A 21,562-nucleotide genomic window follows, 5' to 3' on the forward strand; every position below is an offset into this window, starting at 1 on the left:
GATGAAGAGATGGAGATGTGTCCGGGTCATGGGCCTGGGCGGCGCGCTATTGGTTGGAGCAGTGAGCAATGGCGCGTACGCGCAGAGCGCGGGCGATAACGTCCTGAGCCTCGGATGGGCGCACGGTACTCCCCAAACTGGCAGCGATCCCTTACGTGTGACAAGCATCGGTGGGATGCCAGTGAATGAGGTCCAACCGGGTTCTGGTTTGGGCGCGCGTAGTGCCGACACAGTCGGCTTCATGTTCGAGCATTACTTTACCGATCACATTGGATTGGCGGTTTTGGGGGGCTTTCCAGCCAAAACAGAAGTAGAAGGCAGGGGAACACTCAATAACTATGGCGTGCTGGGCGATGCGCGCACGTGGGCACCCGAACTGACGGTGCGTTATCACTTTGGCGAGTCGACGGACCACTTTCGCCCGTTCGTTGGCGTCGGCGTGAACTACACGTGGTTTACCAACGCGCGAGTCACGAACAGCACATTTATCACGCAGAGCTTCGGACCCGGCAGCTCGGCTACGGCGTCGGCGTCAAGCTCGTGGAATCCTGTTTTTCAAGCCGGGTTTGACTATCGAATCAGCAAGCATTGGTCGGCCGGTGCTTCACTTATATACGTCCCGACCGACACCAATGTGACCCTTACCGGGCGTACTGCGAATGGCACGGTTGTCGTCAGTCAAACCAAGTTGAGAATTCGCCCCCTTATGACGTTTCTTAACGTCTCGTACAAATTTTAGCGAACTGAGCTGGAAGTTCGCAGGCAAAGCCTTGTCGGGACGGGGCTCCCATTGATTCGAGAACCGACGGGAGCGAAGTTGAAGGAGATGTACATGTACACCGTAGAAACATCCCTACGTTTGCTGGTGGAGAAATGGCTGCCCCAAACGTTGTCGACACCGATGCGAGTAACCCGCTTCAGTCGAACCCACCCGAATCGCAGGCGCTACGTGCGCGTCGAGGCACTGCGACCGGAAGGCTCGGTTGCGCTGTTTTTCTTCCGTCACGACGACGGTACCTGGCAGGTGTTCCCCCCTGAAAACGCCCGTTTGACAATCGGTGCCTATGCACGTGCCGCCTGAGTGGTCGCCAGGCGCGGTAGGGAGATGTGAATCGCGGGATCCGGTCGCTGGATCAATGCCTTCATAGGAGAACGAATTGAGCGATTCAATTGTGGTAACTGGCGTCTCGAGCGGAATAGGCTATGAAATCGCCCGGCACTTTATCAAGAACGGATACCGGGTGTTTGGCAGTGTTCGCAGCGACGATGATGGCAAGCGATTGACGAACGAACTTGGACCGGAATTTTTCCCCCTGTGTTTCGACGTCACGGATCCTCACGGGGTCTGGTCCGCAGCGCGCCAAGTATCAGACATCGTGGGCGACCAGGGACTGATGGGACTTGTGAACAACGCCGGAGTTAGTGCCTGCGGTCCGCTCATGCATTTGCCGGTCGACGAGATCCGGGCTTTGTTCGAAGTTAACGTGCTCGGCGTGATTTGCGTGACCCAAGCGTTTCTTCCGTTGCTCGGTGCGTGTGAGGGCGCTTGCCAACTGCCCGGTCGTGTCGTGAATATCAGTTCGGTGAGCGGTGCCGTTGCGGTGCCGTTCTTCGGCGCCTACGCCGGGACGAAACACGCGCTCGAAGCAGTGACGCAGGCTTTTCGGCGCGAGCTCACGATCTATGGCATCGAAGTGATCTCGGTCGAGCCTGGCTTTGTCAAGACCGCCATGTTCGCGAAGACAGGGACGCAATGTCCGACGTCACGCTTCTCAGGCACGGCATACGAGCTGCTTTGGCAGACCTTTCAGCAGGCGTTGGCACGGTTCGAAGGCAAGGCCAAGGGTGCTGAGTCCGTGGTCCGGGCGGTTCACCGAGCGCTCACGGCAGCGAGGCCAAAGACACGCTACCCGTTGGATCCCCTCTGGTGGATCGGCAGGCTTTTATCTGACCGGCAATTCGACCGCGTGATTTTCGGTGCGCTCGGGCTGACGAAAGTCGTGCGGCAGGTCAAGTTGTCGGCTCGGGCCACCTCCCGGGACAAAGCGAGCCCCCACCCGATGGGAGGGGCGAATATAGGGGTGGATGGACAAGAATGAACCATAGATCGCGGTTCAGTCGGCTACCGACAGAGCATCGCGGTCGATCACGCGAGGCGCGCTGAATGTTGGCGCAAGAACACAATATCAAGGAGACAACACGTGAGCAGTAACTATCCTATTGTCATCTACGGCGCGAGTGGCTACACGGGTCGGTTGATTGCCGAATATCTGCGGGACCTGCGCGTTCCCTTCGTTGCCGCAGGACGCAGTCGTGCCCGGATTGAAGAGGCGATGCGCGTGGTACCTGGGATCGAGGACGCGCAATATGAGATTGTCGAGGTCGACCACGACGTTGACGCGCTCACGAAGCTATTCCAGGGGCGTCGCGTGGTTTGCAACACGGTCGGACCGTTCACGCGGAAGGGGCCGGTCGTTATCGACGCCGCGCTGCGTGCAGGTATCCATTACCTCGACACGACGGGCGAGCAGGCATACATGCTCGACGTCAGAGAGCGCTTCGGGGAGGAATTCAGGAAGGCCGGCCTTTTGCTTGTGCCGTCGCTTGCCTACATGTACGCCGTCAGCGAGATCACCGCGCGATTCTGTCTCGAGACCGAAGGCGTCGACTCGCTCGACATGTTCGGCTACGGCGTAGCGGTTCCGACGCAGGCGTCCACCCAGTCGATTTTCGACATCGTGCGCAACAAGGCGCGGTATCTCGTCGATCATGAACTCGTGGAATACAACGGCGTGGAAGTGAGAGACGTCCAGCTCCCTGGCGGCTCGGTATTGAAAGCGACGCATTGGGGTGGGACCGCTAATCCTGTCTGGTTTCACGATGATCCGCGCGTGCGCAACTGCAAAATGACTGTCGCTCTTTCGAATCAGGACATCTACAAACGAGTCCTCGAATTGGAGCGCGCCTACAAGGTCCAACTCCAATGGATCCCAGATGAGCATCTGATCCCGCTGCTGGACAAGCTCGCGGCGACCATGACTCCGTCGATGCCACCGCGTGAGTCGCGCAGCGTTCATCGTTCGATCGACTGGTGCCATGGCCGGGGTAACAACGTGGCCTCGACCTGCACGATCTACGGTACCGGTGGCTATCTGATGACTGGTGCGTTGCAAGCTTATTGCGCGACTCGACTGATTCGCGGAACGCCGGCCGTGGCTGGCTTCAAATCTCCTTCAGAAGTGTTCGGCCACCGTGAACTGATGGGCGCGCTGCAGTCCTATGGACTTGCCAGCGTTACGCATCAACGCATCGTTTAAGCGGCAGTTCGAGAAAGATGATGAGAGAACCCGTTTATCTCGCAGGCATCAGCATGACCCGCTTCGGTGTATTTCCGGAGCGCTCGGTCAAGGAACTGACGCGCGAAGCCGTAGAAGGTGCTTTGTCAGATGCCGGCGCGGAGCTGCACGAGATTGAGGCCGCGTTCTTTTCGAATACCGCTCAGGATGTACTGGAAGGGCAGGTCGTCGTGGCCGGGCAGATCGCGCTCAGGTCGATGGGCTTCGAGCGTATCCCGATGATGAACGTCGAGAACGCCTGTGCGAGCGGCGCGACCGCGGTGCATATGGCCGTCAGCTATGTGCGATCTGGTATGGCCGACATTGCGCTGGCGGTGGGCGTCGAGAAGATGAATTTCCCTGACATGACCAAAGTGTTCGGGTTGTTCGATGGCGGCTACGACGTACACGATCCGGAAGGGCTGCGGCGACTCCTGGTCGAGCTCGGTGGCGATCAGTTCGATGCAGGAACAGGGCATCGAAGCGCGTTCATGGAGGTCTATGCGAGCCTTGCACGAGCGCATATGCGGGATTTCGGCACCACGCAACGGCAGCTGGCATTGATTTCGGCAAAAAATCATCGGCATTCCACTCTCAATCCAACGGCCCATTTCCGACGGGAATACACCGTCGACGAAGTGCTTGCAGCACGGGCCATCGGTTTTCCTCTTACCGTCCCGATGTGTGCGCCGATGACCGACGGAGCGGCGGCGGCCGTCATTTGCAACGCGGCCGGCCTGCGACGAATCAGGGCGAGTCGTGTCTTGAAAGTGATGGCTACGGTTCTTGGCACTGGCACAGATCGCCCCGTCAATGCGTGGGATCGCTCACTCACTCGACTCGCCGCGCTGCGCGCCTATGAAGAAGCCAGCGTTGGTCCTGGCGATATGTCTGTCGCCGAGGTGCATGACGCATCTGCATTCGGTGAACTGCTTCAGAGCGAGTCGCTTGGTTTTTGCGAAATCGGAGCAGGCGGTACGCTGGTTGAGTCGGGAGCAACGACGTTGGGCGGCCGCATTCCGATTAACCCTTCAGGCGGCCTCGAATCGAAGGGGCATCCTATTGGGGCCACCGGAATCGCCCAACTTTTCGAGCTGGCTTTGCAGCTCCGTGGCGAGGCCGGGCCGCGGCAGGTCGCGAACGCCCGGTTCGGTATCGCCGAGAACGGAGGCGGGATGTATGGAGGTGAGGAAGCGGTTGCGGCCATCACCATTCTGGGTCGGTGACGCGCCGCAAGCAGGGTGTCGTCGGCTGTGCGCTCGACAGCGGTCGAGTGTTGACTACAAGAAATTACAGGAGATGAACATGAGTGAAGGAGTGCTGTCCATCCGTACCGACGGTGCAATCATGCACGTGTCGATCAACAATCCCCCGATCAATCTGATGACGATTCAGATGGTCAAGGAACTGTTCGGCCTGGTCGGACGCCTGAACTTCGATCCGTCCGTGAAGGTCGTGATTTTCGAAAGCGCCGTTACCGATTTCTTCATCGCGCATTTTGATCTGAACGACCTGCTGGTCGCTGGGAATGACCCAGCTGCAAAAGGCAAATTCGAAGACATCAATATCCTGCAATCGCTGAGCGTCAGTCTGCAAAGTCTTCCTCAGGTAACCATCGCCAAGGTGGGCGGGATATGTCGTGGCGCCGGACTGGAACTGATCCTTGGGATGACGATGCGATTTGCGAGCAAGTCAGCTCGCTTCTGCGCTCCCGAGGCCAGTAGCGGATTTCTGCCGTGCGGCGGTGGATCCACCCGGCTCGCGATGGCGTGTGGTCCTGCTCGGGCACTGGAAATCATGCTGAGTGCGCGCGATTTCAGCGGCGAGGAGGCGCAAAAGTACGGAGTCGTCAATCAGGCACTGGCGGACGACGAGTTGCATGCGTATGTCGAGGAACTCGCCAGGAGAATTGCGCAGCGCTCGCTCCATACCATCGCCATCAATCGGGAGGTCATCAAGCGAACCTTCGCTTCGTTGGCCGACGCGCTGTTCGCCGGCTTCGCATATGAAAACGAAGCGTGGCGCGCGAGCATGCAATTGCCGGATATGCCCCGGGCCGTCCAGGCCCTCCTGAAGGCTGGTCAGACGCGTGAAAGCGAGCTTGACCTGCCGCGGACGATCGATGGTTTTCTCGAGTCGCTCCCCTCGGCATAAATCCTCCATCACGAGGCGCGACGTTTCCATATCGATTCGTCGCTTTGATTGCTAGTTACCAGGAACTAAATCGTGAACATGTCAACTCATGTGCCGTTGCCCGTCGTCGGTCTGTCCGGGTTCGAGTCGCGTCTCTCGGAAGAGGAAGCCGGTGCGCAGGCGGCGTTGCACCGATTCGCGGCAGAAGTCATGCGCCCGATCGGACGTGAAATCGATCGGCTGCCCGCTGACCAGGCATACCAGTCCGGCTCGCCGTTCTGGCAATTTCATCAGGAGGTCGCCAAGCTGGGGCTGGGTCCGGACGCGCTGGTGGGACTGGAACCGGCCATGGCCGCCCGAATGGAAGCCATCGTGATGGAGGAGCTTGGGTGGGGGGATGCGGGACTCGCCGTCTCGACCGGCGCAGGTGCGATGCCGATGTTGATGGCGCAGGCCAGCGGCAGTCAGGAACTGATCGACCTGTGCGCCGGCAAGCTCGGTTGTTGGGCAGCGACACAACCGGACCGCGGTTCAGATGGTCTCATCCTTTATGCCGCGGAGCGCTACCCCGGTTCGCAAGGCAACAAGGGCAATCTCCAGGCGAGCTTCGTCGGCGACGAGATTGTGATCAATGGTCAAACGTCGGCCTGGGTATCTAACGGCGCCGTGGCACAGGTCGCCCTCCTCGACATCGTCGCCGACTACGGCGAAGGAGTCTACGGCTCTGACGGCACCACCTATGGGTGCAACGTGATCGTGCCGCTCGACCAGAAGGGAATCTCACGTGGCAGGCCTTTGGAAAAGCTGGGCAAACGCGCATTGCCGCAAGGCGAGATTTATTTCGACAGCGTGCGTGTGCCTCGTCGCTTTGCCGTCGCGACTCGGGACGACTACGAGTTCAAGCACGCACACGCGTGGGCTCATGCAGGTACGGCGATGAGCCATATATCGGCCGGGCTCGCTCGCGCGGCATTCGAACTCGCGTTGACCTATGTCCATGAGCGCCGTCAAGGCGGGGCGATGCTGGCCCAGCACCAGCTCACGCAGTACCGGATCGGTGTGATCGGGACGAAGGTCGAAGCGATCCGCTCGATGGCGAGGCACGTCGCCGAATACACGAAATGCTCGCCGCGTGCTCATCCGTACTTCACAGCCGCTGGCAAGGCATTTTGCACGAGCGAGATGATGACGGTGGTCAACGAATCGCTGCAACTGTTCGGTGGGGTCGGGCTGACACGCGAGTTCCCCATCGAGAAGCTTCTGCGTGACGCTCGTGCAATGCAGATCGAGGACGGCGAGAACAACATCCTGTTCACGCACTATGGATACCTGCTAAGCCAGTTGCATCAACAGGAAAGTTGGGCTCGCGCCTGAAAGGACGGCTTTGGCAATTGCTCGATATTTGGATGAATCAAGATGGCAATGATTGACTTTTTCGACCGCGGCTGGCTGTTGAACCGGCATGGCACGGCGTACGTGATTGGCGGCGAGCGATGGAGTTACGACGAGACATATCGTCTGACGTGCCAGATCGCCCACGGTTTAATCGATGCAGGCCTGACCAAGCAGGCCAAGGGCGCGGTGCTTGCCGGCAACCATCCGCTCGCATGGATGTGCGTGCTCGGTATGTGGAGGGCTGGTCTCGCGTGGGTTCCGTTGAACCCGCGCGCGGGTGTCGACGAAAGCGTGGGGCTGCTGAAAAACTTCGATGCCGAAGTACTGTTCGTTCAGGCGGCATTTGCACCGATGCTGGACGCGGTGCGCGCAGGGTGTCCAGGTCTGAAACACTTCGTCTGTATCGACGGAGACATCCCCGGGTGCACGTCACTTGCGACCTGGCTGGAGGGTAAGCCAGCGACGTCGCCGAAGGTCGAATTCGACATGTCCGACGTGGTGGCAATCATGCCGACGGGCGGCACCACCGGGGCACCGAAAGGCGTGATGCAGACGCACCGCAATCTCGGCGTTTCGATCGCCAGCTCGCTGATGAATCTTCACTATGCGCCCGGCGAGCCGATCGTCAATCTGGCAGCTGCGCCGATGACGCACAGCGCCGGGTTCCTTTCGCTGTCGGCGACTGTGCGCGGGGGGACGGTAGTGATCCTGTCGAAACCCGATCCGGTCGCACTCGTCGATGCCATCGAGCAGCACCGGGTCACCGAATTTTTCCTGCCTCCGACCGTGATCTACCGATTGCTGGAAATGCCGGGCATTGACCAGCGGGATTTCTCCTCACTGCGCTACTTCATGTACGGCGCCGCACCTATGTCGGTGGAAAAACTGAAGAAGGCGCTTTCCGTATTTGGACCGGTGATGTTCCAGGGCTACGGCCAGACTGAGGCTCCCGGAGCGATCGCGTTCATGCGGCCAGGCGACCATTTTGTCGGTGATGGCCTCGCTTCCGACGAGAGGCTCAATGCATGTGGCCTGCCATGCGCGTCGAACGGTCTGGCAATCATGAACGATGAAGGGCACGTCTTGCCGGCGGGCGAAAGTGGCGAGATCTGTGTGCGCGGTGATCTTGTGATGAAGGGGTACTACAAGCAGCCTGACCGAACAGCCGAGGTCATCACGGACGGCTGGCTGCACACCGGTGATATCGGACACGTCGACCTTGAGGGTTTTCTGCACATCACCGACCGCAAGAAGGACATGATCATCAGTGGTGGCTTCAATGTCTATCCGAGCGAGGTCGAACAGGTGATCTGGTCGCACCCGGCTGTCCAGGATTGCGCGGTAATCGGGGTGCCGGACGATACCTGGGGGGAGGCGGTGAAAGCGATCGTCGAGTTGGTCCCGGGGGGAGCGGTCGAGCCGGATGAGCTGATCGCGATGTGCCGTGAAAGGCTTGGGCCGGTCAAGACACCGAAAAGCGTCGAAATCATCGCGCAGCTACCGCGGAGTTCCGTCGGGAAGGTGCTGAAAAAAGACCTTCGTGCCAGCTATTGGCGAAACGCGCAACGCGCAATCTAAACAATTCACAAAAGGAGCGAGACATGGCTGAACTGAATCGACAATGGCTGTTGCGTCGCCGTCCGGAAGGCGTGGTCGGCGTCGAAGATTTCGAATACCGTGAAGCATCACTCCCCACCCCTCAGGACGGCGAGGTGCTGGTGCGTTCCCTGTACTTCGGATACGACGCTAGTCAACGGATCTGGATTACGGAGCACGGTGGTTATATGCCCCCAGTGGGAATCGGCGAGCCGATGCGCACGATGGGTATCGGGCAGGTCGTCGCGTCTCGGCATCCGTCCTATGCGGAAGGCGATCTCGTGACGGGTTTCTTGAGCTGGCAAGACTACGTGGTTGCGCGTGTCGACGGGCCAATGCCGCTGCAAATCCTCCCTAAGGCAGACTATCCGCTGACCTGGAATCTCGGGGTACTGGGCGTTGGCGGCCTGACGGCCTACTTTGCGGTGACTGACGTACTGAAGGTCCAACCTACCGATACCGTGGTGATTTCCGCCGCGACGGGTGCCACCGGGTCGATCGCCGGCGACATCTGCAAGGCGATGGGGGTCAAGCGTGTGATCGGCCTCGCTGGAGGGCCGGAGAAGTGTCGCTGGATTACCGAGAAGGCTCACTACGATGCGGCTGTGGACTACAAGAGTCCGGATTTCGTCGCGCGCCTGCGTGAACTGTGCCCGGACGGTGTCGACGCATACTTCGACAACGTCGGTGGCGACATGCTCGATACGCTGTTTGACCTTATGGCGCCGCGTGGGCGTGTCGTCATTTGCGGCGCAATGTCCTCCGGCTACACGACTCCGGATGTTCCAGGGCCGAAGAAGTACATGAACATCTGCACCAAGATGCTGCAGGTGCAAGGCATCTTGTTGTTCTTCTACCGCGACCGTTTGCAGGCCGGTATCGAGACGCTCGCTCGCTGGATTGCGGAAGGCAAGATCCACGTCGAAGAGCAGATCGTGGAGGGTTTCGAGCACGCGCCACGGCTTTTGCCGCTTCCCTTCAGCGGGAAGGATCCCGGAAAGCTGATACTGAAGGTGGCGGATCCGTCATGACTGGACGTGGGATGCTTTTCTTCGAGAACAAGGTTGTCGTGATCACGGGGGCCGGATCGGGTATAGGCCGGGCCTTGGCGCTCGAGCTGGCTCGTCGAGGTGCCCGTCTTGCTCTGTCCGACATCAGTTCGAATGGCCTCGCGGGAACTGTGGCGCAGTTGCCGACCGGAACGCATGTCTGTTCGTACGTGCTCGACGTGTCGAGCCGAAGCGAGGTATTTCGTCATGCAGACGAGGTTGTCAAGCACTTTGGGGATGTGCATTTCGTCATCAACAACGCGGGCACGTCGGTCCTCGCCACCATCGAGCATTCAACGCTCGAGGAATTCGAGAGGGTGCTCGCAATCAATCTATGGGGCGTCATCCACGGGACCAAGGCCTTCCTGCCCAAGATGCTTGCCCGGCACGAAGGCTGCATCGTCAATGTATCCAGCGTGTTTGGGCTCGTCGCTACGCCTTGCTCAGGTGCCTACACGATTTCCAAATTCGGTGTTCGAGGCCTTACCGAAACACTGTGGCAGGAACTCGACGGGACCGGGGTGCGGGCCGTGCTCGTGCATCCTGGCGGCATCAACACCGACATCAGCAAGGTGCCGAGCGCGAAACACGAGGGGGAACTCGAGCGCAAGCTCAAATCGGCCAACGTCCGACAGATGACGACCACACCTGAGCAATGCGCTCGCGAAATTCTGGCAGGACTGATTCGCGGCGACAAGCGACTACTGGTGGGAAATGGAGCGCGTTCCCTTCACTGGATATCGCGATTGCTTCCTAACAGCTACGGCATGCTCGTGCGTCGCAAATTAGGCGTTTAGGCGCTGTCACCTGTGCGCCATCCCCTGGCGTATGCCAATCATGAACTGACCCATCGGAGCATTCATTGGATTCCATTCTCGTCTCGCTTGAAGAGATGCACTTCGTTCTGCGTGAATTGGCGGACGTCGAGCGAGTTCTGCAGACTCCGAACGTGGAGAGCCTGGCCGACACTGAACTGACGGATGCCATCCTGTCGCAGGCCAGGCACTTCGCACAGCTAGTGCTGCTACCGCTGGACTCCGTTGGAGATCGCGAAGGCGCCCGATGGACGCCGCAGGGCGTGACCACGGCGCAAGGCTTCCGGGAGGCATTCCGACTCTTCGTGGAGGCGGACTGGAACAAGCTGACGATGCCCGTCGAGTATGGTGGCCATGGTATGCCAGTCCTGTTGTCCACGGCGGTGCGCGAGATCTTCACGGCGGCCAACAAGGCATTCTGCATGTGTGCCGATTTGACTGATTCCGCCGTACAGGCACTCATGCTCGCGGCGAACGAATCGTTGAAATCCTTCTACGTGCCGAAGCTGGTTAGCGGAGAATGGTCGGCGACGATGAATCTTACTGAGCCGCACGCTGGCTCCGACGTTGGCGCACTCCGCGCTCGTGCAGTGGCATGTGAAGACGGAACCTATCGCCTGTTCGGTCAGAAAATCTTCATCAGTTTTGGGGAGCACGATCTGACGGACAATATCGTTCATCTCGTGCTGGCGCGAACCGCAGGGGCACCCGAGGGCTCGAGGGGAGTATCTCTCTTCGCGGTGCCCAAATTCCTACCTGAGCATTCTCACCGGAGCTCCCGCAACGACGTGCAGTGTGCTGGCATCGAACACAAGCTCGGAAACCACGGGAGTCCGACCTGCACGATGGTTTATGGCGGAGAAGGGCAGGGAGCCGTAGGCTGGATGATCGGGGAGGAAAACAAGGGCTTGCAGACGATGTTCGTCATGATGAACGAGGCCCGTTTCCACGTTGGCATGGAAGCGGTCGCGCTCAGCGAGCGATCCTATCTGCAGGCGTTGGCGTATGCTCGCGAGCGGGTACAGGGTAAGGCCATCGACGGCAGCGAAGAGCCGGTGCCGATCATTCGGCATCCGGATGTCCGGCGGATGCTGTTGTCGATGCGCAGCCAGACCGAGGCGATGCGCGCGCTCGGCTATCTGATCGCGAGCGCCCAGGATCTGACGCATCACCATCCCGATCCAGCAGTGCGTGACGAGCGCGAGAGGTTCTTGGATCTCATGATTCCGGTGTTCAAGGGGTGGGTGACCGAGACAGCTGTAGAAGTGACGAGAACATCCATCCAGATACACGGTGGTCTGGGCTACATCGACGAAAGCGGCGCGTCCCAGCCGTTACGCGACGTGCTGATTTGCCCGATTTACGAAGGAACCACGGGAATCCAGGCGAACGACTTGATTACCCGAAAGATTGTGCGTGACGACGGTGCCGCATTACGTCACTGGCTTGCGGAGGTCAGTCAAACGTTGGCCGAGTTAGAGATCGTGCGGACACTCGACGATGTCGGACTACGGCTTCGAGAGGGCATCGCCGCAGTTCAGAGCGTGGCGGACTGGATCATCGCGGAGTATCGACTTCATCCGCTCGAGGTGCTGGCTGGTGCGGTTCCTTTTCTTCGCATGATGGGAATTGTGGCAGGGGGGTGGCAAATGGCACGCGCAGCGCTCGCCGCGCGCCGCCTGCTTGAGGCTGGAACCGGACACGAAGGATTTTTGCAGGCCAAGCTGACGAGCGCGCGTTTCTATGCCGCACATGTGCTGCCACAAGCTCCCGCACTGGCCACTACGGTCATGCATGGTGGTATTACAACCCTGGACGAAGCTGCGATTTAGAGCCACCGCGCGCCGGCGAGGCGCAGGTATCGAGCTGATGTGGACGCATCACCATGCGTACGGAATAAGTCGGGCAATTTAATGATCCCAGAGAGCAGGCAGATGAAAATCCTGGTGCCAGTCAAAAGAGTGGTCGATTACAACGTGAAAGTTCGAGTCAAGTCGGACTGCACGGGGGTCGACATCGCGAATGTGAAGATGTCGATGAACCCGTTCGATGAAATCGCAGTTGAAGAAGCGGCACGCCTGAAGGAATCGGGCGTAGCAACCGAAGTGATCGCTGTGTCGGCGGGTATGACGCAATCGCAGGAAACGTTGCGCACCGCGCTGGCGATCGGTGCGGATCGCGCGATTCTGATCGAGTCGGGCGAAGAATTGCAGCCGTTGGCAGTGGCAAAGCTGCTCAAGGCGTTGGTCGACAGGGAACAGCCGCAGCTGGTCATTCTCGGCAAGCAGGCCATCGACGACGATTCGAACCAGACCGGCCAGATGCTGGCGGCTTTGGCGAATCTGCCGCAAGCAGCGTTTGCTTCGAAAGTGGTTGTTGCCGATGGTAAGGCCACCGTTTCGCGCGAAGTGGACGGGGGCTCTGAAACGCTGTCTTTAAAGCTTCCCGCAGTCATCACCACCGACCTGCGCCTGAACGAGCCGCGCTACGTGACGCTGCCTAACATCATGAAGGCGAAGAAGAAGCCGCTGGAAGTCGTCAAGCCGGAGGACCTCGGCGTCGATGTCACGCCGCGGCTGAAGACGCTGAAGGTTGTCGAGCCGACCAAGCGCTCCGCCGGTGTGAAGGTGCCGGACGTGAAGGCGTTGGTCGAGAAGCTGAAGACCGAAGCCAAGGTGCTGTGAGGAGGCTGACAAAATGACGAATCTGGTAATTGCAGAACACGACAACGCGTCGATCAAAGCTGCGACGCTGAATACGATTGCAGCGGCGCAGAAAATCGGCGGTGAAATCCACGTGCTGGTGGCAGGGCACAACGCGCAACCCGCGGCTGACGCAGCGGCGAAGATAGCTGGTGTTAGCAAAGTGCTGCTGGCCGATGCGCCGCAACTTGAAGCGGGCCTCGCAGAAAACGTTGAAGCCACAGTGCTGAACATCGCGAAGGACTATTCGCACATCCTCGCGCCGGCGACCGCCTACGGCAAGAACATCACACCGCGTATAGCAGCGAAGCTCGACGTCGGGCAGATCAGCGATATCACAGCAGTGAACAGTGCTGATACGTTCGAGCGTCCGATCTATGCCGGCAATGCAATCGCAACGGTGCAATCAGCTGACCCGATCAAGGTCATCACAGTCCGAACGACTGGTTTCGATGCAACTGCAGCGGAAGGCGGCAGCGCTGCAGTCGAAAAAACCGAAGCGGCGGCGGACAGCGGCATCTCGTCTTTCGTGAGCCGCGAATTAACGACGCTGGATCGTCCCGAACTGACTTCGGCGAAGATTATCGTCTCGGGTGGCCGTGGTCTAGGCAATGGCGAGAACTACAGGAAGGTTCTCGAACCGCTGGCCGACAAACTGAACGCCGCGCTCGGCGCATCGCGTGCCGCAGTCGATGCGGGCTTCGTGCCGAACGACTATCAGGTTGGGCAAACCGGCAAGATCGTCGCACCGCAACTGTACGTCGCAGTCGGTATCTCGGGCGCGATCCAGCATCTGGCCGGGATGAAAGACAGCAAAGTGATCGTCGCGATCAACAAGGACGAAGGAGCGCCGATCTTCAGCGTCGCCGATTACGGTCTGGTGGGCGACCTGTTCACGCTCGTGCCTGAACTCGTCGACACCGTGTCATGATTGCCTCTACAGAAAGACCGGCTTATGGACGCGATGCAACAGGCGCGCCGTGAGGCAGCGTCGGCTGCAAATGCGGAAGACGCGTCAGTCTGGCGTTGGTTTGCGTATCTATTGGAAGATCGGCGCATCCGCTGGCGCTGGCAGTTCAACAGTTGGCTTGTGCATGTCGACCGCACCCATGTCGCCACCGAGAGTACCTTCGATCGCGCGATTCGTGAGGCAAAGGCTGCTACGGAGATGCAAGATCTGGGGGTGGTGTCAAACATACGGTTGAAGAAGCCAGGCTGATAATGTGCTTTGCCACCAAGTGAAATGGATGAGCCGCATCTTGACGTACTCATGCCTCGGGCTGCCGAAAAATTTGCCTACGCGCCGTACACAGATCGTTCAAAGCGAACAGCGTGTCTAGTTGCTGTGTGGTCTTCACTAACTCGACAGCACGGTGGCGGGATGGCTGCGCGGATCCTCAGCTCGGCAACCGACGTAGAACCCATGCTGAACGTGTTCAAGCCGCTGATCGCCGCGGCAGGCAAACCTCGGCTTGCAGAGTTGAAGCGCTCGAGTCGCGCAGCGGCTTGCCCGCGTCTTGAAACTCATAGCACTGTGCAGGTAGCAAACAGCCGACTTCCCAAGCAGGTCGATCCGGCGTCAAGCACCCTTGGCGTCGCGCAGCAGCATGTGCTCCATGAATGTACGACGCTCGTCTCTCTGCTTCTCCGTTCCCTGGTTGGACAGCATGGACTCAGCCAACTCGTAGCTGTACAGCGCAAATGCGCGCTTGCGCGATTCCGCGATGTCGAAACCGAGTGCGCTGAAGCACTGAGCGATGTATGACAGGCGTTTCCCGTCCACTTCATCGACGAATTGGCGCGCTATCTCGTCACGCCTGGCCCACCCGCGTATCGCGAGCTCGGTCGACGCGGCGACTTGTGCCGCCTCGCCGTGAAAAGGTAGTGCAAGCAGGTCACGAAGCAACTCGCGCGGCTTGATGTTGCGTTTTTCGAAGCGATCAATGATCTGCTCTGTTGCCGTGTCGCGCCACTTGACCAGCAAGTGGCTCAACAGATCGTCGCGATCCTTGAAGTGCCAATAAAAACTGCCTCGCGTTACGCCCAAATTCTTCGACAGCACCTCGACCCGAACGGCATCGACGCTTTTGTCGACCAGCACTTCGGCCGCGGCACGGATCCAGTCGTCGGGAGTGAGTTGAGGTTTGCTTGTTTCATCTGTCGCACGTGGCGCGGAAGAGCGTGGCATCGGGATCTTGGATCATTGCAGAAAAAAGCATTGTATCTCATCGCGAAATACATAACTGTATGGCGATTTGAATCAGAGTTAACGCTATGCGTATCGAAGGATAGACTACTTGACAGCGTACAACCTAGATTCTACGATTCGTTCCATACACATACGTATGTGTATGGAACGGGTGTGAGGAGATTCGAAGATGGACGAATTGGTGGGCGTCGGCAAGACGCTGGTGGCGGCAGAGCATCAGACGAACTATCACGAAGTCGGGCAGGGCGAGCCGCTGTTCCTGCTGCACGGTTCTGGTCCGGGCGTGTCGGGCTGGACCAACTGGAAGGGTGTGATGAGCGAGCTGGGTGCGCACTTCCGGGTCATCGTGCCCGACATTGCCGGCTTTGGTTTTACGGAATTCAAGGAAGGCAATAAGTACGACATCAAGCTGTGGGTGCGACACCTCACCGGCATCATGGACGCGCTTGGCATCGAGAAGGCATCCTTTGTCGGCAATTCGTTTGGCGGTGCGCTTTCGATTGGTCTCGCCCTGTTCGACAAAGAGCGCGTCAAGCGTCTCGTATTGCTCGGCACCCCCGCCGGAGAATTCGAGCAGACGCCGGGGCTGCGATCGGCGTGGACGTACGAACCGTCGCTCGAAAATATGGAACGGGCAATGCGTCTGTTCCCATATGACCAGTCGATTATCACTGAAGAAATGGTGCGCGCCCGTTACGAGGCGAGCGCACGCCCGGGTGCGCAGGACGCATTGCGCAAGCTGATTCCAAAACCCAACGAAGACGGTCCGACGATCGTCAAGGGTTTCCCGGCTTCCTCAGTGGCGAACATCGAGGCACCGACCTTGGTGCTGCACGGTCGGGAGGACAAGGTCGTGCCGCCAGAGTGCGGCCTGCTTCTCGCACAGCACATTCCGAACGCTGATCTGCACCTGTTCGCGAAGTGTGGCCATTGGGTGCAGACCGAGCGACGTGCCGATTTCCTGCGGCTCGTCATTGATTTCGTAGGACAGCCATCGTGAGCCGCAACACGGTGGAGCGCGTGCTGTACCTGCTGTGCGTCGACCGGGGCACCAAGCAACGGTTCAAGGACGATGCGGCACAGTTGCTGGAGCGTTTCTCGCTGACGGACGCGGAACGCTCGATGATCTTGTCCTTCGACGTAAAGGCCCTGCAGGAGCATGGCGTCAATAGCATGCTGACGATGGGATATTGGCAGGAGCTCTCGCCGCAGCGCGACATGACGGCATACATGGCCAGACTGCGCGACGCGCAGGATGGCGAGGCGGTTTTTTCCGCCGCATTGAAGGGATAGAGTCATCATGGGAAAAATCGTAGGCGCATTTCTGGTTCCACACGATCCTGTCATGTACGTCGCACCGGAAGCGCCACCCAAGGAGCAGCGCGATTCAGTCTGGGGCGCTTATCGGGAATGTGCGCAGCGCCTCAAGGCGCTTAAACCGACCACAGTTGTCATCATCGGGTGCGATCACTACATCCTGTTCGGTCCGCAATGCCTGCCGGGCTACCTGATCGCAATCGGCGATGTGGATGGGCCGATTGACCAACTGCCCGGACTCAAGCGCAGCACCCTTCACAACAACGAGACTCTCGCGACGCGTATCGCGACACACGGACGCGCGACGGGATTCGACTGGGCGGTGGCGCGCGCTTTCACTGTCGACCATTCGGTGGCGATTCCGCAGCAACTTCTCGTCAATCCGCTGCGAACGGATGGCCTCGACGTCAAGACTATCCCGGTGTACCTGGCGTGCGGCGTCGACCCCTACATCACCTTGCGTCGCGCAGCTGAGCTCGGCGGCCAAATCCGGCAATCGGTCGAAGGAAGTCAGGATGACGAGCGTGTCGTCGTCATCGGCAGCGGCGGCATCAGCCACTGGGTGGGTTCCGCACAAATGGGACGGGTCAACGAAGCGTTCGACCGCGAAATTATTGGCTATGCGGAAAAAGGGGATCTCGACGCGCTGTGCCGGCTTACGGACGACTACATCCTCAAGTCTGGCGGTGAAGGAGCAATGGAAATCCGCAACTGGGCCTGCGCGATGGGGGCGCTCGGAGGGGCTCAGGGAGAGCTGATCGCATATGAGGCTGTGCCGGCGTGGGTCACCGGTCTGGGATTTGTGCAACTGCACCCGCAGTGATGCAGGAAGGAATTTTCAAATGAGCAACAAGATATTTCTGATTAAACGGAATCAATTGCAACCGGGACAGGTGCGCAAGATCGAGTCGCCGGGCTGCCCGCTGGCCGTCTACAACGTCGACGGTATCTACTACGCAACTTCGGATACGTGCACGCATGCGACGGCGTCGCTGTCCGAAGGAGAAGTCGTCGATGGCGACATGATCGCGTGTCCCCTTCACGATGGTCAGTTCCATATTCCTACCGGACAAGCCATGGCGTTCCCATGCACGGTCGATTTGCGGACATACAAGGTGATCGAAGAGGGCGACGACGTCTACGCTGATCTCGATCAGGAATCCGAAGCCGCAGCGTCGGCGATCTGAGAGGCAAAAACATGGCACACGATTGCACCGGAAACTGCGAGCACCTGCGCAAAGATCCTATCAGCGAGCCGCTGGCGGGATTGGAGCGGTTGATCGACCTCGACGTCGGGCGTATGTCCCGACGGCTCTACTGGGATCAGCGCATCTACGAGCAGGAACTGGAGAAGATTTTTGCTCGCAGCTGGTTGTTCCTTGGTCACGAGTCTCAGATCCCCGGGGCAGGCGACTACATCACCACCTACATGGCCGAGGACAATGTCATCGTAGTGCGCCAGAAAGACGGAGCGATCAGAGCCTTCCTGAATACGTGCCCACATCGTGGAAACAAACTGAACTTCACCGATGCCGGCAACGCGCGCACGTTTGTCTGCAACTATCACGGATGGGCCTTCGGCATCGATGGGGCGCTACGTGGCATGGCCGGGCAAGAATTGTTCGAAAGCAGCGGCATGAACCGTGCCGAGCATGGCCTGCATCCGGTCGCACAAGTTGCCACATACAAGGGATTGGTGTTTGGCAATATGGATCCCGACGCACCATCCCTGGACGAGTACCTCGGCGACTTCCGTTATTACCTCGACGTGATCCTCGACATGGACGAGCAGGGAACCGAGTTCGTCGGAGGATGCGTCAAGTCGGTGATTAACTGTAACTGGAAAGTTCCGGTAGAAAACTTCATCGGCGATATCTATCACGCGCTGTGGACGCATGATTCTGCCGCGCGCGCGATGCTGGGTGGCCCGGTCGCGGAGGTCCACAAGGACCCTGATTCCTATCACGTCAACTTCAACGGTCACGGCTGGGAATTCAACCTCGACGTGGTCGGCAATGCGGCCACGCTGGGTGACAAGGACATTCGGAAGTACCTGTATGGCATTCAGGCCAAGGTTGCGGAACGGCTCGGCGAATTTCGCTCCAAGATGATCGGTTCGATTTCGTCGGTCAGCGTGTTTCCGAACCTTTCGTTCCTCCCCGGGCAGAACACATTCCGGGTCTGGCATCCGCGCGGACCGGGCAAGATTGAGCTGCACACCTGGACCATTGTCAACAAGAGTGCACCGCAGGAGATCAAGGACAAGTGGCTCAAGGGCACGATGATGACGTTCTCACCGACTGGAGTGTTCGAGATGGACGACGGTGAGAATTTCGAGTTTTCTACACGCACCAACGCAGGTTTCATTACGCGTCAACAGGAACTCTACATGGGACTTGGTCGAGGCACTCACCTGGAGAACAGTGATCTCCCGGGCAATGTTTACCGGAATCAGGTCAATGAGGCCAACCATCGTGCGTTCTATCGACGCTGGCTGGACCTTATGCAGGCTCGTACATGGCGTGACGTGCCTCAGCGCGACATGGCCCGGCTCGACGACAGCGTTTTTGTCCGTGAAGCCTCCGAGAAGGAGGGCGTATGAGCGCGGTATCAACGCCCGCATTTGCCGGTCAGGGCACACGCGCAGTAGAGCACCAAATTCTTGGTCGCATTGAGCAGTTTTTGTTCCGCGAGGCGCGGCTTCTCGACACCGAGGCGTGGGACGAGTGGCTTGCACTGATGGCGGAAGACATTCATTACTGGATGCCTGCGATCGAAAATCGCAGGCGCGCCGATAAGCTTGGCGCATACGCTAGCGGTCGTGGCGCCTATTTTGACGACAACCACTTCGATCTCGAGCGGCGCATAGCGCGGTTCAAACAGCCCTCGGCGTGGGCGGAGGATCCGCCCACCCGGCATGTGCATGTGATCAGCAACGTCGAAGCATTGCTTGGGGCGCAGCCCGGCGAATATCTCGTGCACTCCGTCTTTGTTAACTATCGCAGCCGCGGTGAGGCGGACAACGATCTGCTGATTGGACGCCGCGAGGATGTGCTGCGGGAAGGCGATGGGGAGTTCCGTATCGCGCGCCGCAAGATCGTCATCACGCAATCGCTGCTGATGTCCAAGAATCTGAATACCTTCCTATGACTAAGGGCTGGCTAGACAATGATGTGGCGCTCGTAACCGGCGCCAATTCGGGCATCGGGCTCGCCGTGCTGCGACGCTTTCTCGACGAAGGTGCCACGGGGGTCGGCGCGCTAGTGCGTAGCGGCGACAGCGCCGACGCCTTGCGGCTGGCGTTCGGCGATCGGGTCGCGGTTACGGTCGGGGACGTACGTTCGCCAGTTGCAAACGAAGAAGCAGTGGCCGCGACGCTCAAGGCATTCGGCAAGCTCGACACACTGGTAGGTAATGCAGGAGTGTGGGACCACTTTGCATCGCTGCGCAAATTCGAAAGTGGGCAGCAGCTAGCGGACACCTTCCGGGAGGTATTCGATGTCAACGTAATGGCGTACCTGCTTGCGGCCTATGCGGCCGAACCGGCATTGCGCGAGACGCGGGGCAGCATGATTTTCACACTCTCAAATGCAGCCTTCTATGCGGGAGGCGGGGGACCCACCTACGTCGCGTCGAAGCACGCTTGCGTGGGCGTGATTCGCCAACTCGCCTACGAGCTGGCGCCGGACATCCGCGTGAACGGTGTAGCGCCTGGTGGCACGGTGACGCCGCTCAAGGGGCCGGAATCACTGGGCAAACAGGGGGCAAAGCTTTCCGAGATCCCGGGGTTTTCAGGTGCGGTTGCAGATGCCGTGCCACTCGGATTCATCGCTCTTCCCGAAGACCATACCGGGCACTATGTGCTGCTCGCTTCCCGTACCAACTCACCGGCTACGACCGCGGCCGTCCTGCAAAGCGACGGCGGTTGGGAAGTACGCGGTCGCCCCCGCCGCAAGACTTGACGCAAAGGGACACGTGACGAATATGAAAGACGCAATGACCCGCCGCTGTCTCGACACATTGTTCCCCCCGGGCAGACTGCCGTTGATGGCAGCGCCGATGTTCCTGGTGTCTGGGCCGGAACTGGCGATTGCCTGTGCCAAGGCCGGTGTCGTCGGCAGTTTCCCAAGCCCGAATGCTCGCAACGTTGAGCTCCTCGACGCGTGGCTCGAGGAGGTAACGGCGGCGCTGGGCGACGTGCCTGACGCTGCGCCGTGGGCGTTGAACATGATCGTTCACAGCACGTACGACCGTTTCGATCGCGAGCTGGAACTGATCATGAAGTATCAACCAAGGATCGTTTCGACCGCCCTTGGCAGTCCTGCGCGCGTTCTCGAACATGTGCATAGCTACGGAGGCATCGTAATGGCCGACGTCGTCACGCCAACGCTCGCGCGCAAGGCGGTCGATAGCGGCGCTGACGCGCTGATTCTGGTGACGCATGGCGCCGGGGGGCATACGGGCTACTACAACCCGTTCGCGTTTATCGCTGAGGTGCGCCAGTTCTGGAGCGGACCCCTCGGTCTCGCTGGGTGTATCACGAGCGGCCGTGATATCCGTGCCGCGCAACTGATGGGTGCGGACTTCGTCGTCGCGGGTACCCGATTCATCTCCACGGTGGAAAGCATGGCATCCGCTACCTATCGCGATCTGGTCGTCCAGAGCCACATCGAGGACCTGGTCGAATCGAAGGCCGTTTCAGGCGTGCTGGCCAATTGGCTGAAACCGTCGTTGGAGGCCGCCGGAATCGACGTATTCGCAAACCGCGAAGACAAACCGATTGATTTTTCCGGTGATATCAGCGCTGGTAAGAAGGCCTGGAAGGACGTGTGGTCTGCGGGGCAGGGGCTTGGAGCGATTGACTGCGTGAGCACGGTTGGCGAGATGGTAAGGCAACTTGAGCGCGAGTACTTCGACACCCTGGAAAAGGAGCAGGTGCAGGTCAGCGCGCTGTTGGATGGTTGGCGAGTGTCGGCTGCGTGAGACGTAGCTGACGAGACACAAAACGAGG

At 59.3% G+C, this 21,562-nt stretch carries 23 protein-coding genes; 22 read left to right on the forward strand and 1 reads right to left on the reverse strand.

The genetic code is table 11. From position 1 onward, the window contains the following. Position 1: 1 nt before the first annotated feature. The 14 genes from BLT65_RS39410 (at position 2) to BLT65_RS39475 (ending at position 14,244) form a co-directional block, all read left to right on the forward strand. The gene (locus BLT65_RS39410; RefSeq protein WP_091788812.1) at positions 2-739 is read left to right on the forward strand and encodes an OmpW/AlkL family protein; all 738 of its coding nucleotides are present in this window, start codon (positions 2-4) and stop codon (positions 737-739) included. 93 nt (positions 740-832) lie between these two features. Then, positions 833-1,081 (forward strand): hypothetical protein, encoded by a 249-nt coding sequence (locus BLT65_RS39415; RefSeq protein ID WP_091788896.1) that lies wholly within the window; start codon positions 833-835, stop codon positions 1,079-1,081. A gap of 76 nt (positions 1,082-1,157) precedes the next feature. Beyond that, positions 1,158-2,099, forward strand: a complete 942-nt coding sequence (locus BLT65_RS39420; protein ID WP_091788815.1) for an SDR family NAD(P)-dependent oxidoreductase — start codon at positions 1,158-1,160, stop codon at positions 2,097-2,099. Between the two features lie 102 nt (positions 2,100-2,201). Next, positions 2,202-3,317 carry a saccharopine dehydrogenase family protein gene (locus tag BLT65_RS39425; RefSeq protein ID WP_091788817.1) on the forward strand — a complete coding sequence of 372 codons (1,116 nt, stop codon included), beginning with the start codon at positions 2,202-2,204 and terminating at the stop codon, positions 3,315-3,317. Positions 3,318-3,337: 20 nt separating this feature from the next. Next, positions 3,338-4,561: a thiolase family protein gene (locus BLT65_RS39430; RefSeq protein ID WP_091788820.1), complete on the forward strand. Its 1,224-nt coding sequence runs from the start codon at positions 3,338-3,340 to the stop codon at positions 4,559-4,561. Positions 4,562-4,640: 79 nt separating this feature from the next. Further along, complete coding sequence (locus BLT65_RS39435; protein WP_091788823.1) at positions 4,641-5,489, forward strand: enoyl-CoA hydratase/isomerase family protein; 849 nt, start codon at positions 4,641-4,643, stop codon at positions 5,487-5,489. Between the two features lie 90 nt (positions 5,490-5,579). Next, the gene (locus BLT65_RS39440; protein ID WP_425273203.1) at positions 5,580-6,842 is read left to right on the forward strand and encodes an acyl-CoA dehydrogenase family protein; all 1,263 of its coding nucleotides are present in this window, start codon (positions 5,580-5,582) and stop codon (positions 6,840-6,842) included. Positions 6,843-6,884: 42 nt separating this feature from the next. Further along, positions 6,885-8,441: a class I adenylate-forming enzyme family protein gene (locus tag BLT65_RS39445; protein ID WP_091788829.1), complete on the forward strand. Its 1,557-nt coding sequence runs from the start codon at positions 6,885-6,887 to the stop codon at positions 8,439-8,441. A 23-nt stretch (positions 8,442-8,464) separates the two neighbouring features. Beyond that, complete coding sequence (locus BLT65_RS39450) at positions 8,465-9,490, forward strand: NADP-dependent oxidoreductase (RefSeq protein ID WP_091788833.1); 1,026 nt, start codon at positions 8,465-8,467, stop codon at positions 9,488-9,490. Between the two features lie 11 nt (positions 9,491-9,501). Next, complete coding sequence (locus tag BLT65_RS39455) at positions 9,502-10,305, forward strand: SDR family NAD(P)-dependent oxidoreductase (RefSeq protein WP_091788899.1); 804 nt, start codon at positions 9,502-9,504, stop codon at positions 10,303-10,305. A 65-nt stretch (positions 10,306-10,370) separates the two neighbouring features. Next, positions 10,371-12,155, forward strand: coding sequence for an acyl-CoA dehydrogenase family protein (locus BLT65_RS39460; protein WP_244186963.1), 1,785 nt, complete (start codon positions 10,371-10,373; stop codon positions 12,153-12,155). 102 nt (positions 12,156-12,257) lie between these two features. Continuing rightward, positions 12,258-13,007, forward strand: a complete 750-nt coding sequence (locus BLT65_RS39465) for an electron transfer flavoprotein subunit beta/FixA family protein (RefSeq protein ID WP_091788836.1) — start codon at positions 12,258-12,260, stop codon at positions 13,005-13,007. A gap of 13 nt (positions 13,008-13,020) precedes the next feature. Next, on the forward strand, positions 13,021-13,956 hold the full coding sequence (locus BLT65_RS39470; RefSeq protein WP_091788839.1) for an electron transfer flavoprotein subunit alpha/FixB family protein: 936 nt from the start codon (positions 13,021-13,023) through the stop codon (positions 13,954-13,956). 24 nt (positions 13,957-13,980) lie between these two features. Then, the gene (locus BLT65_RS39475) at positions 13,981-14,244 is read left to right on the forward strand and encodes a hypothetical protein (RefSeq protein ID WP_091788843.1); all 264 of its coding nucleotides are present in this window, start codon (positions 13,981-13,983) and stop codon (positions 14,242-14,244) included. Between the two features lie 360 nt (positions 14,245-14,604). Here the strand turns inward: BLT65_RS39475 and BLT65_RS39480 are convergent, their stop codons facing one another. Next, positions 14,605-15,213: a TetR/AcrR family transcriptional regulator gene (locus BLT65_RS39480; RefSeq protein ID WP_091788846.1), complete on the reverse strand. Its 609-nt coding sequence runs from the start codon at positions 15,211-15,213 to the stop codon at positions 14,605-14,607. A 190-nt stretch (positions 15,214-15,403) separates the two neighbouring features. Here BLT65_RS39480 and BLT65_RS39485 point away from each other — a divergent pair, with 190 nt between their 5' ends. The 8 genes from BLT65_RS39485 to BLT65_RS39520 are packed head-to-tail and all read left to right on the forward strand — an operon-like array spanning position 15,404 to position 21,534. Beyond that, on the forward strand, positions 15,404-16,234 hold the full coding sequence (locus BLT65_RS39485) for an alpha/beta fold hydrolase (RefSeq protein ID WP_208545874.1): 831 nt from the start codon (positions 15,404-15,406) through the stop codon (positions 16,232-16,234). After that, positions 16,231-16,527, forward strand: a complete 297-nt coding sequence (locus BLT65_RS39490) for an extradiol ring-cleavage dioxygenase (RefSeq protein WP_091788849.1) — start codon at positions 16,231-16,233, stop codon at positions 16,525-16,527. Before BLT65_RS39485 ends, BLT65_RS39490 begins: the two co-directional genes overlap by 4 nt. 7 nt (positions 16,528-16,534) lie before the next feature. Next, on the forward strand, positions 16,535-17,374 hold the full coding sequence (locus BLT65_RS39495) for a DODA-type extradiol aromatic ring-opening family dioxygenase (protein ID WP_091788852.1): 840 nt from the start codon (positions 16,535-16,537) through the stop codon (positions 17,372-17,374). Between the two features lie 19 nt (positions 17,375-17,393). Next, entirely contained in the window at positions 17,394-17,738 is a 345-nt protein-coding gene (locus tag BLT65_RS39500) for a non-heme iron oxygenase ferredoxin subunit (RefSeq protein ID WP_091788855.1), read from the forward strand. A gap of 11 nt (positions 17,739-17,749) precedes the next feature. Next, positions 17,750-19,153, forward strand: a complete 1,404-nt coding sequence (locus tag BLT65_RS39505) for an aromatic ring-hydroxylating dioxygenase subunit alpha (protein ID WP_091788858.1) — start codon at positions 17,750-17,752, stop codon at positions 19,151-19,153. Further along, on the forward strand, positions 19,150-19,701 hold the full coding sequence (locus BLT65_RS39510; protein WP_091788861.1) for a 3-phenylpropionate/cinnamic acid dioxygenase subunit beta: 552 nt from the start codon (positions 19,150-19,152) through the stop codon (positions 19,699-19,701). The genes BLT65_RS39505 and BLT65_RS39510 overlap by 4 nt, the downstream gene beginning before the upstream one ends. Beyond that, positions 19,698-20,513 (forward strand): 3-(cis-5,6-dihydroxycyclohexa-1,3-dien-1-yl)propanoate dehydrogenase, encoded by an 816-nt coding sequence (hcaB, locus tag BLT65_RS39515; RefSeq protein WP_091788864.1) that lies wholly within the window; start codon positions 19,698-19,700, stop codon positions 20,511-20,513. The genes BLT65_RS39510 and hcaB overlap by 4 nt, the downstream gene beginning before the upstream one ends. A 22-nt stretch (positions 20,514-20,535) precedes the next feature. After that, positions 20,536-21,534, forward strand: coding sequence for an NAD(P)H-dependent flavin oxidoreductase (locus BLT65_RS39520; protein WP_091788867.1), 999 nt, complete (start codon positions 20,536-20,538; stop codon positions 21,532-21,534). Positions 21,535-21,562 lie beyond the last annotated feature (28 nt).

This window comes from Paraburkholderia steynii (assembly GCF_900100565.1).
Taxonomy (GTDB): domain Bacteria; phylum Pseudomonadota; class Gammaproteobacteria; order Burkholderiales; family Burkholderiaceae; genus Paraburkholderia; species Paraburkholderia terrae.

Excerpts from the sequence above, each read along its gene's own strand:
- BLT65_RS39465 (WP_091788836.1), top strand. The coding sequence starts at position 12,258 with ATGAAAATCCTGGTGCCAGTCAAAAGAGTGGTCGATTACAACGTGAAA.
- BLT65_RS39475 (WP_091788843.1), top strand. The coding sequence starts at position 13,981 with ATGGACGCGATGCAACAGGCGCGCCGTGAGGCAGCGTCGGCTGCAAAT.
- BLT65_RS39445 (WP_091788829.1), top strand. The coding sequence starts at position 6,885 with ATGGCAATGATTGACTTTTTCGACCGCGGCTGGCTGTTGAACCGGCAT.
- BLT65_RS39520 (WP_091788867.1), top strand. The coding sequence starts at position 20,536 with ATGAAAGACGCAATGACCCGCCGCTGTCTCGACACATTGTTCCCCCCG.
- BLT65_RS39505 (WP_091788858.1), top strand. The coding sequence starts at position 17,750 with ATGGCACACGATTGCACCGGAAACTGCGAGCACCTGCGCAAAGATCCT.
- BLT65_RS39450 (WP_091788833.1), top strand. The coding sequence starts at position 8,465 with ATGGCTGAACTGAATCGACAATGGCTGTTGCGTCGCCGTCCGGAAGGC.
- BLT65_RS39410 (WP_091788812.1), top strand. The coding sequence starts at position 2 with ATGAAGAGATGGAGATGTGTCCGGGTCATGGGCCTGGGCGGCGCGCTA.
- BLT65_RS39485 (WP_208545874.1), top strand. The coding sequence starts at position 15,404 with ATGGACGAATTGGTGGGCGTCGGCAAGACGCTGGTGGCGGCAGAGCAT.
- BLT65_RS39510 (WP_091788861.1), top strand. The coding sequence starts at position 19,150 with ATGAGCGCGGTATCAACGCCCGCATTTGCCGGTCAGGGCACACGCGCA.
- BLT65_RS39500 (WP_091788855.1), top strand. The coding sequence starts at position 17,394 with ATGAGCAACAAGATATTTCTGATTAAACGGAATCAATTGCAACCGGGA.
- BLT65_RS39435 (WP_091788823.1), top strand. The coding sequence starts at position 4,641 with ATGAGTGAAGGAGTGCTGTCCATCCGTACCGACGGTGCAATCATGCAC.
- BLT65_RS39455 (WP_091788899.1), top strand. The coding sequence starts at position 9,502 with ATGCTTTTCTTCGAGAACAAGGTTGTCGTGATCACGGGGGCCGGATCG.
- BLT65_RS39430 (WP_091788820.1), top strand. The coding sequence starts at position 3,338 with ATGAGAGAACCCGTTTATCTCGCAGGCATCAGCATGACCCGCTTCGGT.
- BLT65_RS39480 (WP_091788846.1), bottom strand. The coding sequence starts at position 15,213 with ATGCCACGCTCTTCCGCGCCACGTGCGACAGATGAAACAAGCAAACCT.
- hcaB (WP_091788864.1), top strand. The coding sequence starts at position 19,698 with ATGACTAAGGGCTGGCTAGACAATGATGTGGCGCTCGTAACCGGCGCC.
- BLT65_RS39470 (WP_091788839.1), top strand. The coding sequence starts at position 13,021 with ATGACGAATCTGGTAATTGCAGAACACGACAACGCGTCGATCAAAGCT.
- BLT65_RS39495 (WP_091788852.1), top strand. The coding sequence starts at position 16,535 with ATGGGAAAAATCGTAGGCGCATTTCTGGTTCCACACGATCCTGTCATG.
- BLT65_RS39415 (WP_091788896.1), top strand. The coding sequence starts at position 833 with ATGTACACCGTAGAAACATCCCTACGTTTGCTGGTGGAGAAATGGCTG.